The organism is Bradyrhizobium sp. AUGA SZCCT0182, from assembly GCF_018130185.1.
GTDB lineage: Bacteria > Pseudomonadota > Alphaproteobacteria > Rhizobiales > Xanthobacteraceae > Bradyrhizobium.
The window spans coordinates 18,983-32,290 of the sequence record NZ_JAFCLY010000021.1 but is presented as its reverse complement, the minus strand read 5'-3'; the positions used below and the strand labels follow the sequence as shown (position 1 = coordinate 32,290).

General features: G+C 63.7%; 16 protein-coding genes. 3 read left to right on the top strand and 13 right to left on the bottom strand.

Annotated features, from left to right (window positions below; genetic code table 11):
• Positions 1–45 precede the first annotated feature (45 nt).
• The 10 genes from JQ611_RS21990 to flgB all read right to left on the bottom strand — a co-directional run bounded on the left by JQ611_RS21990 (position 46) and on the right by flgB (position 9,725).
• Entirely contained in the window at positions 46–708 is a 663-nt protein-coding gene (locus JQ611_RS21990) for a lectin (protein ID WP_409411291.1), read from the bottom strand.
• Between the two features lie 255 nt (positions 709–963).
• Positions 964–1,947 (bottom strand): Tim44-like domain-containing protein, encoded by a 984-nt coding sequence (locus JQ611_RS21985; protein WP_212466575.1) that lies wholly within the window; start codon positions 1,945–1,947, stop codon positions 964–966.
• A 172-nt stretch (positions 1,948–2,119) separates the two neighbouring features.
• Entirely contained in the window at positions 2,120–3,100 is a 981-nt protein-coding gene (locus JQ611_RS21980) for a hypothetical protein (RefSeq protein ID WP_212466574.1), read from the bottom strand.
• 309 nt (positions 3,101–3,409) lie between these two features.
• The gene (cckA, locus tag JQ611_RS21975) at positions 3,410–5,974 is read right to left on the bottom strand and encodes a cell cycle histidine kinase CckA (RefSeq protein ID WP_212466573.1); all 2,565 of its coding nucleotides are present in this window, start codon (positions 5,972–5,974) and stop codon (positions 3,410–3,412) included.
• Between the two features lie 219 nt (positions 5,975–6,193).
• The gene (flhB, locus tag JQ611_RS21970; protein WP_212387246.1) at positions 6,194–7,267 is read right to left on the bottom strand and encodes a flagellar biosynthesis protein FlhB; all 1,074 of its coding nucleotides are present in this window, start codon (positions 7,265–7,267) and stop codon (positions 6,194–6,196) included.
• Positions 7,268–7,364: 97 nt separating this feature from the next.
• Positions 7,365–8,135 (bottom strand): flagellar biosynthetic protein FliR, encoded by a 771-nt coding sequence (gene fliR, locus JQ611_RS21965; RefSeq protein ID WP_212387248.1) that lies wholly within the window; start codon positions 8,133–8,135, stop codon positions 7,365–7,367.
• 17 nt (positions 8,136–8,152) lie between these two features.
• The gene (fliQ, locus tag JQ611_RS21960; protein WP_192740264.1) at positions 8,153–8,416 is read right to left on the bottom strand and encodes a flagellar biosynthesis protein FliQ; all 264 of its coding nucleotides are present in this window, start codon (positions 8,414–8,416) and stop codon (positions 8,153–8,155) included.
• A 108-nt stretch (positions 8,417–8,524) separates the two neighbouring features.
• Positions 8,525–8,836, bottom strand: coding sequence for a flagellar hook-basal body complex protein FliE (gene fliE, locus JQ611_RS21955; protein ID WP_212264296.1), 312 nt, complete (start codon positions 8,834–8,836; stop codon positions 8,525–8,527).
• Positions 8,837–8,853: 17 nt separating this feature from the next.
• Complete coding sequence (flgC, locus tag JQ611_RS21950; RefSeq protein WP_212264295.1) at positions 8,854–9,282, bottom strand: flagellar basal body rod protein FlgC; 429 nt, start codon at positions 9,280–9,282, stop codon at positions 8,854–8,856.
• Positions 9,283–9,308: 26 nt separating this feature from the next.
• Positions 9,309–9,725, bottom strand: a complete 417-nt coding sequence (gene flgB / locus JQ611_RS21945) for a flagellar basal body rod protein FlgB (protein ID WP_212466572.1) — start codon at positions 9,723–9,725, stop codon at positions 9,309–9,311.
• Between the two features lie 435 nt (positions 9,726–10,160).
• Here flgB and JQ611_RS21940 point away from each other — a divergent pair, with 435 nt between their 5' ends.
• Positions 10,161–11,081, top strand: coding sequence for a flagellar biosynthetic protein FliO (locus JQ611_RS21940; RefSeq protein WP_212264293.1), 921 nt, complete (start codon positions 10,161–10,163; stop codon positions 11,079–11,081).
• Positions 11,078–11,830 (top strand): flagellar type III secretion system pore protein FliP, encoded by a 753-nt coding sequence (gene fliP / locus JQ611_RS21935; RefSeq protein WP_212035006.1) that lies wholly within the window; start codon positions 11,078–11,080, stop codon positions 11,828–11,830. Before JQ611_RS21940 ends, fliP begins: the two co-directional genes overlap by 4 nt.
• Here fliP and JQ611_RS21930 read toward each other — a convergent pair.
• Positions 11,818–11,988, bottom strand: a complete 171-nt coding sequence (locus tag JQ611_RS21930; protein ID WP_212264292.1) for a hypothetical protein — start codon at positions 11,986–11,988, stop codon at positions 11,818–11,820. The two genes, fliP and JQ611_RS21930, sit on opposite strands and share 13 nt — an antisense overlap.
• A 136-nt stretch (positions 11,989–12,124) precedes the next feature.
• On the opposite strand from JQ611_RS21930, the gene JQ611_RS21925 reads away from it, so the two are divergent.
• A complete protein-coding gene (locus JQ611_RS21925; RefSeq protein WP_212264291.1) occupies positions 12,125–12,571 on the top strand; it encodes a GNAT family N-acetyltransferase in 447 nt (148 codons plus the stop codon).
• Positions 12,572–12,599: 28 nt separating this feature from the next.
• Here JQ611_RS21925 and JQ611_RS21920 read toward each other — a convergent pair whose 3' ends face one another.
• Positions 12,600–12,836: a hypothetical protein gene (locus JQ611_RS21920; RefSeq protein WP_212264290.1), complete on the bottom strand. Its 237-nt coding sequence runs from the start codon at positions 12,834–12,836 to the stop codon at positions 12,600–12,602.
• Positions 12,837–12,946: 110 nt separating this feature from the next.
• Positions 12,947–13,222 carry a DUF1488 family protein gene (locus JQ611_RS21915; RefSeq protein WP_212466571.1) on the bottom strand — a complete coding sequence of 92 codons (276 nt, stop codon included), beginning with the start codon at positions 13,220–13,222 and terminating at the stop codon, positions 12,947–12,949.
• Positions 13,223–13,308 lie beyond the last annotated feature (86 nt).

Here is a 13,308-nt window from a genome sequence, read left to right as displayed (position 1 = left end):
CGCATCTGCGATATGGTGCTAACGCACCATTCCGGAATGACGTCGTCAGTTCACCGCGAAGCAATACATCAGGCCGTCGCCGCCGGTGCTCTTCAGATCGTTCTGCGAACAGCCGCCATCCGGTCCGCGCGACGGATGCGACGAATTCCAGGACTTCGAGGCGTCGTCGTCTCGCAGGCCGACACGGTCGATGTGCCCGACCAACGCCGCCCCCTGCGTGCTGCTCGTCCAGTTCTTGCAGGTGCGGTCCTCGCCGGCTGCAAAGGCCGTTCCATCCGGCTGCGAGCCCGTCAGCACGTCATGCCGGTTCGGCGTATCGCCGCGGCCATTGATGACATCGCCCTTCTCGCTGAGCGCGGTCTGTTTGGTGAGACCGTTGCTGCCGTGCAGTTCGGCGACATCCTTGGCGACCACCGTGCCCTTGGAATTCTTCCACGGTCCGTTGCCGATGCGGTCGCGCGCATTGACGGCGGGCTTGCCGTCGGCGGCCTGGGTCGAGAGATAGGCGCGCCAGGTCTTACCGCCCGCGCCGGCAGCCTGCGCCAGCGTCTGGCATTGATTATCGGCCCCGGCGAGGCCGCCGAGATTGCCGCCATTGCCGATGCCGTTGCTGGTCACGAAGAAGCTGGTGTCGGCCGATTGCGCCTGCGCCGGCGCTGCGGCGAGAAGCGAGATCGCCGCGAGGACGAAACCGGCCGGTGAGATCATCCTGGAAACGAGGTTCATCGAAGCCTCCCTTTTCTCTTGTTGGTACGTCGTCAAAAACACGCCGCGGCGATCATTATTCCGGAGGCATAGCGTTTTCGAGCGAAGTGGATACCGGTTCGCATAGCAATCAAGTTTGCGCAGATTGCGTAAACTTATCTGCGGTAGAAAACGCGTCAAAATAAGAATCGGCGGCAAAGCAAAAGGCGCCGCGGAATTAACCGCGGCGCCTTGTATGTTTTAGCCTTCAGCAGAAGATCAGTTGGTCTGCTGGATCGCCGAGAGTTCCCATTGTCCGCCGGATTGCCGGGCAAAGGTCCAGACTTCCGTCGCCTCGATCGGGGTCTCGCTGCCCGAGACCAGACGGTTGGTGCCGCGCTCCAGGGTCTTGTCGACCAGCGAGAAGCGCATCGCGACGCTCGCATAATCGGTTTGGCCTTCGCGCCAGGCTTCTGCGAGGTCGCCCTGCAGCAGCTTCACGTCGGACACCTTGTTGAGGTCGTTGTTGACCTTGTTCTGCTCGAGGTCCTTGGTGAAGTACGACACCATCTCGGGCGTTGCGAGCGTATGCAGTTTCGCGACGTCCTCGTTCGACCATGCGGCCTGGACTTCGCCAAGCAGCCGTTCGAACGCCTCGTAGTCGGAAGGCCCGATCTCGAGCGGCGCGGGGCTGCTCGATCCCAGACCAAAGCCCATTCCGGAGCCGAAGCCGGTCTGCGGCGGGGCTGAACCCGCGGCAGGTCCGGCAGCCGAATTGGCATAGGCGGCCGCCGGGGTATGGCGGCGCTGCCACCACGACATTGCCAGCTTGACCACGATCAGGATCAGGCCGATCTGCAGGACCAGGCCGATGATCGACGCAATCCCGCCGAGGCCGCCGAGCAGGCCGCCACCGGACAACATGCCGAACAAGCCGGCGCCGAGGAAGCCTGCGGCGAGACCGCCCATCATCATGCCCATACCGGGCCGGCTGAAGAAGCCACCCTTGGCTGCCCCTGCGGCGGCTCCAGCGGCCGCCGGTGCGCCCGGCTGGCTGAAGGTACGGTTCATGGGCTGCGCCGCGTTGGGCGCCGTGCTGGTGCTGGGCGGAGCCGAATAGGTCTTCGATCCCCGCGAACCGGAACTGCTGCCGCCGCCCACCCGGGCGTCAGCCGCCGTGATGGCCATCGCGGCGGGAACCGCCAGCGACAGGACGATGGCGAAGGCCCGGACAATTCCGCGCGTGCGTTGCGAGAAATTCATATCTGTTTCCTCAATTCCCCGGCATGGGGAAGCAGCCCCTAAGATGGTCAGAGCTGCTTAAAAGTGAAGCCGTAAACGGGAACAAGCGCTGCGGCCCTCAGTCGCGGGGATGTGACGATTAGGCCGGTTGTACGATTGAACCCGTTGGAACTCAGAAGCTTTCCGCGCAGACCTAGCGAGTCGGATGGGGATCGGCCGCGACGGGTCGAAGGACGGGTGCAAGGACCGGCCCGAGGATGCTTAACGCCACCTCACCGACCGGCGATGGATGCGATGTTTCCTCGGCCACGAGGGCCTGATCCATGGTGTGGGCCCCGAGTTCGCACATGGCCTGGGTTGCGACATCGCCGCGGCGAACACATTCCTTGGCCAGAAATTCGAATTGCGCCCGCGCCTGGCGCAGGGTCTCTTTCGGCACGACCGCGCTGTTTTCTCCGGGCGCTGAATCCCGGTCCGGCGGTTGAACCGGAGGCAAGCCGCCTTGCGCTTCCGCGCGCGGGTCGGCGGCCGCAACGCCGAGCTGGCTGATCCGGTCAAAGGCCGACCGAAGCTCCTCCCGTTTGGCCTCGAGCGCCTCGATCCTCTGCTGCAGCTCCTCGTGTTCGTTCGCGGTCGCGACGCGGATCGTCGCAAGTTCGTCCTCGCGTGCTCGCAGCCTGGATTGCCAATCGTCACGCTCACGATCAAAGGCAAGCCTGAACTCGGCCATGACGGCCTCGCTCTGCGACAGCTTTGCCGAGAGCTCGTCGCGCTCGCGCAGATGCTCGCTGCGCTGCTGCTCGATTTGCTTGATGCTCGCTTCCAGGCTTGCCTTCAGCGCGACACGCTCCTGATCGAAGCCTGTACCAAGCTCGGCCAGGGCCGATTCATGCGCCTGCGATTTCGTCGCGGCCTCCTCCTGTGCACCCTCCAAGGTTTCCTGCGCTCGCTTCAACGTGTCGCCGAGCTCGAGCAGCTCCGCCTCCCGCCCCTGCAGCGTCGTCTTGAGCGTATCGCGCTCGGTGATGATGAAACTGGAAAGCTTTACGTGGCGCTCGACGTCATGCCGAAGGCTTTCGCATTCGGTTTCCAGCTCGTCATTCTGGTGGCTCACGGTTTCGTACTTGTATCGCCACAGCTGTTCCTCATCGAAGGAGCCGGAAACGCGCGCCATCAGGCCGTCGATCAGATCGGCCGCCCGCAGCAGATTTTCGGCGTTTTGCCCGTTGGACATCATGTCGGCGAAACGGCGCAGAAAATACGCTGTTTCCGCGGCGTCAGCCGCCTCGGGAACCGTGGCAGGATCGGTCATGCAACTTGCCTTCGTGAGCAGCGTCGGTGCCGTAAGCGGACACCTTAACCCCGTTCAGAACGGCAAATGTATGGTGGCTGTATGGTGGCGTGGGTTTTCCGGCTCAAAGGTGACAACAGGGGCCACTCCCGCCTCGCAATTCCTGAAATCCGGACCGAAGACCGAAAGCGGTTACGACGCCGTCATCGTCTCCTTGACCTTCGCGACCAATGCGCTGAGCGCGAAGGGTTTGGCGAGGAAGGCGAACTGCTCGTTTTCCGGCAGGCTCTTGTCGAAGGCCTCCTCGGCATAGCCGGAGACGAAGATGATCTTGAGGTTGGGATTGCGCTGCCGCATTTCCTTGAGCAGCGTCGGACCGTCCATTTCCGGCATCACCACGTCGGAGACGACGAGATCGACGGCGCCGTTCTTCTCCTCCAGCGCTTCCATCGCCTCGATGCCGTTGGCGGCCTCGATCACGCTGTAGCCGCGCGAACGAAGACCGCGCGCGTTGAGCGAGCGCAGGCCGTCCTCGTCTTCCACCAGCAGGATGGTGCCCTGCCCGGTCAGATCGGCCTGCGGCTTCGGCGGCTCCGCCGCGGCTTCCTTGGCGGCGCCATTGGTAACCTGCGGTTCGGGCGCGGCTTCCAGTTCGGGACGGTGCCGCGGCAGGAAGATGCGGAACGTGGTGCCCTCCCCCGCTTTCGAATCCACGTAAACAAAGCCGCCGGTCTGCTTGACGATGCCGTAGACGGTCGACAGCCCGAGGCCGGTGCCCTTGCCGACCTCTTTAGTGGAGAAGAACGGCTCGAAAATCTTGTCGACGATCTCGGCGGGGATGCCGGTGCCGGTATCGGCGACGTCGATCCGCACGTAGTCCGCCGCCGGCATGCCCTTGTAGGACAACAGCGCGGCTTCATCCGTCGTGACGTTGCTGGTCTTGACCGTCAGCTTGCCGCCATCGGCCATCGCGTCGCGGGCGTTGACGGCGAGATTGACGATCACCTGTTCGAATTGCGAGACGTCGACCTTCACCGGCCAGAGATCGCGGCCATGCACCAGGTCGAGCTTGACCTTCTCGCCGATCAGGCGGCGCAGCAGCATGGTGAGATCGCTCAATGCGTCGCCGAGATCGAGCACCTGCGGCCGCAGGGTCTGGCGGCGCGAGAACGCGAGCAGCTGCCGCACCAGCGTCGCGGCGCGGGTGGCGTTCTGCTTGATCTGCATGATGTCCTGGAACGACGGGTCGGTCGGCTTGTGCGCGTTCAGCAGGAAGTCGTTGGCCATCATGATGGCCGAAAGCACGTTGTTGAAATCGTGCGCGATGCCGCCGGCAAGCTGGCCGACCATGTCCATCTTCTGGGACTGGTTGATCTGGTTCTCAAGCGTGCGCCGCTCGGTGGTTTCCAGCATGTAGACGATGGCAGCTTCGGTTTCGCGCTCGTCCTCCTCGACCGCGGTGACGAAATATTGCGCCCAGCGCTCCTTGGCGCCGTCGAGCATGGCTTCGACCGGCGCGATGTCGCCCTGCCCTTCGGCGGCCTGGTTGATCGCCGCGATCAGCAGGCTGCGGTCGCGGGCGTTCACGCTGCGGAAGATCGACTTGTTGGCGGCACCGTCCGCGCTCAGGCTTTGCGCCAGCTTGGCGAAGCGGGCATTGGCGCGCACCACCGCGCCGGCGCGGTCCACGGTCGCGATCGCCATCGGGGTATGGTCGAAGAACCGCATGAAGCGCACTTCAGCGGCGCGCTCGGGGTCGGAATGCTCGTCGCGCGCGCGGCTGATCACCAGCGTCCGCGACGCGCCGGGCACGCCGTCGGCGCCGAACGCCAGCTTGTGAAAGAGCCGCACCGGCATGGTCTTGCCGCTGCGCATGCGCAGATCGATGTCGAGCACTTCGGTTTTGACTTCGCCCGGCACCGCCACGATCGACGTCAGCAGCGACGCGCCGTCGCCCGATACGATATCGGTCAACTTCAAGCCGCCCGATCCGATCTCGGCAAGGTCGTGATCGAGCCAGCCCGCCAGCGTCGCGTTGACATAAACGACCTCGCCTGAAGGACTGACCGAGAAGAAGCCGCAAGGCGCGTGATCGAGATATTCGATCGCGTGCTGCAATTCCTTGAAGACGTCCTCCTGGCGCTCGCGATCCCGTGTGATGTCGGCGATCGACCACACCGAATATTTCGCCTCGCGCTTGCTGGCGCCGAGCGGACGGACCCGCATCCGCAGCCAGCGGCCATGGGCGCCGTCGGTCCCTGCGATCCGAACTTCCTCCTGCTGCCGCTTGCCCTCGCGCGCCGCCTTGAGCAGGCGGAACACCGCCTCCGACACATCGGGATTGCCGATGAAGACGCGCTCGATCGGGCGCACCTCCTGGGCGGTCGCGGCCCCCGTCAGCGCCAGATAGGCGGCGTTGGAATAGACCACATGGCCGCGCGAATCGGTGACCGCGAGCCCGTCATAGGCATGGTCCGCGATCCGCCCCATCACCGGATCGTCGGTGCTGCGGTCGGTGAACCGGATGATGCCCGCGGCGAAGGCGAACAGATTGAACAGGCCGACCATGGCCAGCAGCGCCAGCACGCCGAGGATATAGGGCTGGGCCTGGGCGCGGCCGATGGTCATCAGCACGACCGCGATCGCGACGATGCCGGCGGCCACCAGCAGCACCAGCACGATGCTGCCGCCACGCCGCGCCGGCTCATGGGCCGCGAAGGGCTCGGGGGACGGATGGCTGTCGGTTTCGGCGGTCATATCAGGGGACGCAAGCCCGTCGGCATGGGATGGCGCGCTGATCTGCGCGCCTCCCTTGAGTGCCTGAATCGGACCGGCAAGCGCAAGTCCATCAGGCGGCTAATTGGCATCAATAGCGGTTTCAAGCGAAATGAGCACCGGTTCGAGTGAAGAAAACACGTAAAAAATATCGTCCAGGGCTTTATCCAACGCATTTCAAGGCAATTTCCGACCCATCCGTCAGTTGCGCCGGCCGGCAGCGTCGCGCTTCAACCCCATGACGAAGCCGATGATTTCGGCAACCGCATGATAGTGCTCGACCGGGATTTCCTCGTCGACATCGACGGTGGCATAGAGCGCGCGCGCCAGCGGCACGTTCTCGACGATCGGAATGTCGTGTTTCTTGGCGATCTCCCTGATCTTGAACGCGATATTGTCGACGCCCTTGGCGACGCAGACCGGCGCCGACATGCCGCGGTCGTAGGACAGCGCCACCGAATAGTGGGTCGGGTTGGTGATGATCACGCTGGCCTTGGGCACATCGGTCATCATCCGCTTCTTCATGTTGGCCTGGCGCAACTGCCGGATCTTGGCCTTGATGTGGGGGTCGCCTTCGGACTGTTTGAACTCGTCCTTGATCTCCTGCAGCGACATCTTCTGCCGCTCGAACCACTGCCGGTACTGGAAGAAGTAGTCCGCGATCGCCACGGCGGCCAGCATCGCCACCACCGCGCCCATCAGATGCAGCGTCAGACTGGTGGTGACGCCCATGATCGCCGTCGGGTCGAAGGCCAGGAACGATTCCAGCCGGTGGCGCTCCGGCCACAGCACCGCCATCATGACGGCGCCGAGCGCGACCAGCTTGAACACGCCCTTGAGGAAATTCGCCAGCGCCTGCTTGCCGAAGATGCGCTTGAAGCCGGCGCCGGGCGACACCTTGCTGAATTTGGGCGTGAGCGATTCCGACGACCACACCAGCCGGTGCTGGATCATGTTGCCGGCGATGGCCGATAGCATCAGCATCAACAGCGGTACGCCGATCGCCGCCAGCACGGCAATGCCAAGCGTATTGCCGAGTTGCAGCAGCGCCGAGCCGTCGGCGCGCAGCGTGCCGGCATTGGCGATCAAATTGCGCAGCGGCATCAGGATGCCGCCGCCGATCGAGCCCGAGAAGGTCGACAAAACAAGCGTCGCGCCCGCGATCACGAACCAGGTGTTGACCTCCTGGCTCTTGGCAACGTCGCCCTTCGCATGCGCGTCGTCGAGACGCTTTTGCGTAGGGTCTTCTGTTTTATCGTCGCTATCGTCGGCCATCGCGGTGCCTTGGTTTTTTTATTTGAGCATGATCTCCGCGCAAACGCTTCGCGTTTGTCGCGAGGGAAAACCGGTGCCCACTTTTCCGGATCATGCTCTATCTAAGAGGTGTGAGCTCGTGCATGACGCCGGTGAAGTAGTTCAGATAGGTGCCCATCATCGCCGTGAGGACGCCGGCGAAGATCAAGAAGCCGATCAGGATCGAGAGCGGCACACCGACGAAATAGACCTGCATCGCCGGCATCAGCCGCGCCAGAATGCCGAGCCCCATGTTGAAGACGATGCCGAACACCAAAAACGGCGCCGACAATTGCAGGCCGATCTTGAAGGCGGCGGCGAAAGCCCGGGTCGCAAGCGCCGCGACATCGCCGGTCGGCATCGTCTCGCCCGGCGAGAAAATCCGGTAGCTCTCGTTGAGCGCCGCGATCACCAGGTGATGGGTGTCGGTGGCGAACAACAGCGTTATGCCGAGGATGGAGAGGAAGTTGCCGATCAGAAGGCCCTGCTGGCCCTGGGTCGGATCGACAGCCGTGACGAAGCCGAGGCCGAGCTGCTGGGCGATCACCGATCCTGCGACCGCCAGCGCCGACAGCGTCACCCGCGCGGTGGCGCCGAGCACCACGCCGATGACGATCTCGTGCACCATCAGGACGCCCATCGCGCTCATCGAGGTCAAATCGACCTGATAGGCGGCGCGGTGCAGCGGCAGGATGATCAGCGTCAACAACAGCGCGATCGCGAGCTTGATCCGGACCGGGATGTTGCTCTCGCCAAATCCCGGCAACAGCATCACCATCGCCCCCACGCGGGCGAACACCAGCATGAAAGTCGCGGCAAGGGCCGGCAGGAACGAGACATCGATGCGCATGGCTCAACCACAGTGCATCATCCGCCTATGATTCGCGACGATATCCGCATCATGTAGCCCTGCAGCGAATCCGCCATGAACGGCAACGCCAGCAATAATGTCACGAAGATCGCCAGGATCTTCGGCACGAAGATCAGCGTCTGCTCCTGGATCTGCGTCAGCGCCTGGAACAGCGACACCACGACGCCGACCACGAGGCCGACCACCATCAGGGGCGACGACACCACCACGATGGTCCAGATCGCATCACGCGCCACGTCGAGGGTTTCAGCACCGGTCATTTTTTGTCTCGCTCTTTCCGCAGCGTCATTCCGGGGCGCGAAGCGAACCCGAATCTCGAGATCCCGGGTTCGATGCTGCGCATCGCCCCGGGATGACGTCCAAGGACGTCAAATCGGCATCTTCATGATGTCTTCGTAGGACTGGATCACCCGGTCGCGTACCGACACCAGCGTCGAGACCGCGACGTCGGTCTCGGCCACCGCCGTCACCACGTCCATGACGTTGGCCTTGCCCGAGGTCATCGCGATGGTCTGGGCGTCCGACTTCTTGCCGGCTTCCATCACGCTGCCGACGGCATCCTTGAGCAGCGCGCCGAAGGAGGGGCCGCCCGAAGTCTGGCCGCCCTTCTCGGCACCGCCGGTCTCCATGATGCGCGAGAGCGCGGCGTAGGCGTTTGCTGCTACTGTCGGTGAAGCCATGGTCTATGATTCCTGTTTCAGGCCTTGAGAATATCGAGCGTGCGTTGAATCATCCGGCGCGTGGCGCTGATGATGTTGAGGTTGGCCTCATAGGACCGCTGGGCTTCGCGCATGTCGGTCATTTCGACCAGCGGGTTGACGTTGGGATATTTGACGTTGCCGGCGGCGTCCGCCGCCGGGTTGCTCGGCTCGTGCTTGATGCGGAACGCCGACTGGTCGGTGCGCACCTTGCCGAGCGTCACCACTTTCGCATCGATCGTGCGGTCCAGCGCCGAGGAGAAAGTCGGCACCTTGCGGCGATAGGGATCGCCGGCGGAAGTCGGCGCGGTAGAATCCACGTTCGCGATGTTTTCCGAGATCACCCGCATCCGCCCGGCCTGCGCGCGCAGGCCCGAGGTCGCGATGCTCATCGAGCGGGCGAAGTCGCTTCCACCATCATCTGCCATGATCCGGTTCCCCTAAATGCGGCGCGTCAGCGCTTTCCGATCGCGGTTTTGAGAAGTCCGAGGCTGCGGGTGTAGAGCGAGGTGGCCGCCGCATAGTCCATCTGGTTGGCGGAGACCCGCACCATCTGATCTTCCAGATTGACGGCGTTGCCGGCCGGCCGGGTCAGGAAACCGCTCTTGCCGCCATCGCCGTCGAAGGTCTGGGCGCCGCCGGACACGCCGATATGGCTCGCGCTGGTGCGCATCATCGCCATCGAACCGAAGGTTCCGCCGACGGTGGCGGCGGAACCCTTTTTGTCGAATTTCGGTTCCACCAGATCGCGCGGCTTGAAGTTCGGGGTGTTGGCGTTGGAAATGTTTTCGGCGAGTACCCGCTGGCGCTCCTGATGCCACTGCATCTTGGTGCGCAGCGCCGACAGGATCGGAAGATCGTTGATGGCCATCGCGAGCGGGTCCTCGTTAACCTCTGGCAGGCGCCGCGAGGTAGGCAGAATTTGCCCGGTGTATGGTTAACGGCTGGTTAAAATCCGCAGAATCAGGCCGTGGACAACGCGCTTGCACGGGGGCCGGCGCCCAAAAGAGCGCATTTTCGCCACGAAACCTGCGTTAACCAGCAACGGCCAACGCGGCCGGGGGCGCTCAGAAGTCGTTTTGGATCAAGCGATTCTTGGTCTATTAATTAATGGGCGGCAGCGTTTGCCGTGGGGAACTAAGGAATAGGGCTCATCTCGGGCGTGATTCGCCGGTCGACGGATCGCTTCGGAACATGAATATCGTTTCGGAACATGAATCCGGAAGAATCATGTTCAACTTGGAAGATCAGGTCCGCGCACCTCGAAGCAAGCATGTGAGAACGGCCTGAGGCCGGGGACTAGAGAATGCAGACAGCATATTTCATCTTCGCATTCATCGCCGTGCTGGCGCTGATCGGCGTTGCCGCATGGCTGGTGCGGCGCTTCGCCACCAACCGCCTTGGTGCCAACCCGAATCGCGGGCGGATGCCGCGGCTGGCCGTGATCGACGCCGCCGCGGTGGACGGCCGCCGGCGCCTGGTGCTGGTCCGGCGCGACAATGTCGAGCATCTCCTGATGATCGGCGGCCCCAGCGACATCGTGGTGGAACCCAATATCGTCCGTGCCATGCCGGGCCGTGAGCAGATGGCGCCGCGGCCTGCGGTCACTGGCGAGCAGCCGCCGCGTATCGCCCCGCTGCCGGATGCCGGCTGGAACGACGAGAGCGCGCGCGACCCGTTCGATCACGCCGAGCCGCAAATGCCCGAGCCGCCGCCGCGCCCGGCACGACCCGCTTTCGCCGACGAACTCCGCCGCCCGGCGCCGCCGCCGATGGCCGAGCGCCGCACCGATCCACTGGCAAGCTTCGCGCCGGAGCCGATGGGCGGCCGGCCGGAACCGCGTCCCGATCCGGTCCCGCCGCGCATGGCGCGCAATGAACCCTTGATGCCGCGGCAGCAGCGCCAGATGGAGCCGCCGAAGGCGCCGCCGCCGGTCCGTGCGCCCGAGCGTGCCGCAGCACCGCCGCCGCCACCCCCGCCGCCTGCGCCTCCGCCGCAGTCCGCCGACCAGAATCTCGCCGAGATGGCGCAGCGGCTCGAAGCTGCCTTGCGCCGGCCGGCCGATGCGCCGATCGCGCCGCCGGTCGCGCCGGAGCCGCCGCCTGCCCGCCCCTCGCGCAGCGAGACGCCCGCCCCGCCCCCCGCGCCCGCGCCGCAGAAAAGCGGGTTTGAGAATCTCGAAGACGAGATGGCCTCATTGCTGGGCCGCCCGAAGTCTCCTTCGTGAGATCGGCGAAAGCCCCGCGTAGAGTTTTATTTTTTGTCACACTGATAGCCGCCGGATCGCTCGCCGATCCGGTGCTGGCGCAGGACATCAGCATCAATCTCGGCCAGGGCGGTGGCGGCGTCACCGAACGCGCGATCCAGCTGATCGCGCTGCTGACGATCCTCTCGATCGCGCCGTCGATCCTGATCATGATGACGTCATTCACCCGGATCGTGGTGGTGCTGTCGCTGCTGCGCACCGCGCTCGGCACCGCGACCGCACCGCCGAACTCCGTGATCATTGCGCTCGCAATGTTCCTGACCGCGTTCGTGATGGGGCCGGTGCTGCAAAAATCCTATGACGACGGCATCAAGCCTTTGGTCGCCAACCAGATCGGCGTCGAGGACGCGCTGCAAAGGGCGTCCGTGCCGCTGCGCGGCTTCATGCTGAAGAACGTCCGCGAGAAGGACCTCAAGCTGTTCCTGGACATGTCGCGCGAGCCGCCGCCGGCGACGCCGGAAGAGATGTCGCTGCGGATTCTGGTGCCGGCCTTCATGATCTCCGAGCTGAAGCGCGCCTTCGAGATCGGCTTCCTGTTGTTCCTGCCCTTCCTGATCATCGACCTCGTGGTGGCGTCGGTTCTGATGTCGATGGGCATGATGATGCTGCCGCCGGTCGTGGTGTCACTCCCGTTCAAACTGATCTTCTTCGTGCTGGTCGACGGTTGGTCGCTGGTGGCGGGAAGCCTGGTGCAGAGTTACGGGACGTAGCTGATTTGATCCGCGCCGGTGTCACGGACGGTCGGATACGCGGTCGCGCCGGCCTTCTCGACGACAGCCGTCGTGATCATACTGATACCGTTGTCCGCGACCACGTCTTTGGTCCGCAATTCCACCGCGAAAAACGCGGTGCCGATGATCGCGACCACGACAGCTATCGCGACCGGAACCAGCGTTCGGTGTGTATTCCTGGGATGCATAAAATCTAGTCCGTCTCTCACGCTATTTGGCCGCTTGGGAAGCTACGATTTGGGATGGAAACGGTTTCAATCAAGGAGCTCACGGATGACAAGTGCGCGACTGGTAAATGCCGGCGATCTCGACGCGTTGCTGGCGCTGTTTGCCGAGTCCGACGTCAGCCGGAGTGCGGAGCCGGAACGAGCTAGAATAATTTGGGCGCAGATCCTCGCCCGCGAAGGAGTAATGATCTTTGTATCGGACGAAAGCAGTAGAATCGTTTCAACCTGCACGCTCATCACCACGCCCAATCTTCTGCGCGGCGGTCGTCAGTTCGGCATTCTCGAGAACGTCGCCACCCATCCCGACTTCCAGGGACGCGGCCACGGCCGCGCGGTGATCGCGGCAGCCCTTGCCGAGGCGTGGAAACAGGATTGCTATCAGGTACTGATGCAGAGCGGCCGGGCCGATCCGCGCGTGCATCGGTTTTACGAGGCTTGCGGCTTCGTGCCGGGACTTCGTACCGCCTACGCTGTGCGCAATCCTGCGAAATAGGAAAGGCGCGCAACTCCTCGCGGTCTACTCACTCCTTGAAATCATACTGCTTGCAGAGGTGGTCGCCGATCTGCACCACCATCGCGACGCATTCGGGATAGCCCGGCTTGTCGATCGTCGCCTGTTCGGCACTTACGCGAAACTCCCAGGAGTCGCCGTCGCGGAGCACCGAGATCACCATTCCATCGGGACAATCGGCATGGACCTTCAACTCGGCTACTGCCATCGCAATGAGTTCGGCTTCGGTCTTGGCTGGCTTGCTCATGGCGATAGTTCCCCCGGTGGCGTCTTTGATTTTGTGCGCGCAGGTTGCCGGTTCGGAAGCGCTCTGTCGAGGGGACGGGCGCGAGCCGCGATACCTTGCCGCGCCGGCCGCTATTTCGGGATGTGCTTTGTGAATATTCTGACGACATAGCCCTTCACGGCCGGCGCCGTGTCGAACATGTCGGAGGCGATGCGCTCGACGGCATCTCGCAGCGCCAAAAACTGCGCCTGTCTTGCCAGGCTCTCGGTTCCCTTGACGCCAGCAAGCTCGTCCATGGCGGCGTCACTGATCTGGCATTCGATCGGCTCGTCCCCATTTTGCATGGTGAACTTGAACGCCAATCGTTCGTTGTCGTGTCCTACAATTCGGCCCCGGGTCAGCGGCATCGAACGACAAACTTCCATACGGCTTGATGTGTGGATTTCGCTTAACCGACGAAACGCTGGCGCGCAAACCCCGCCGGGGGTTGCCT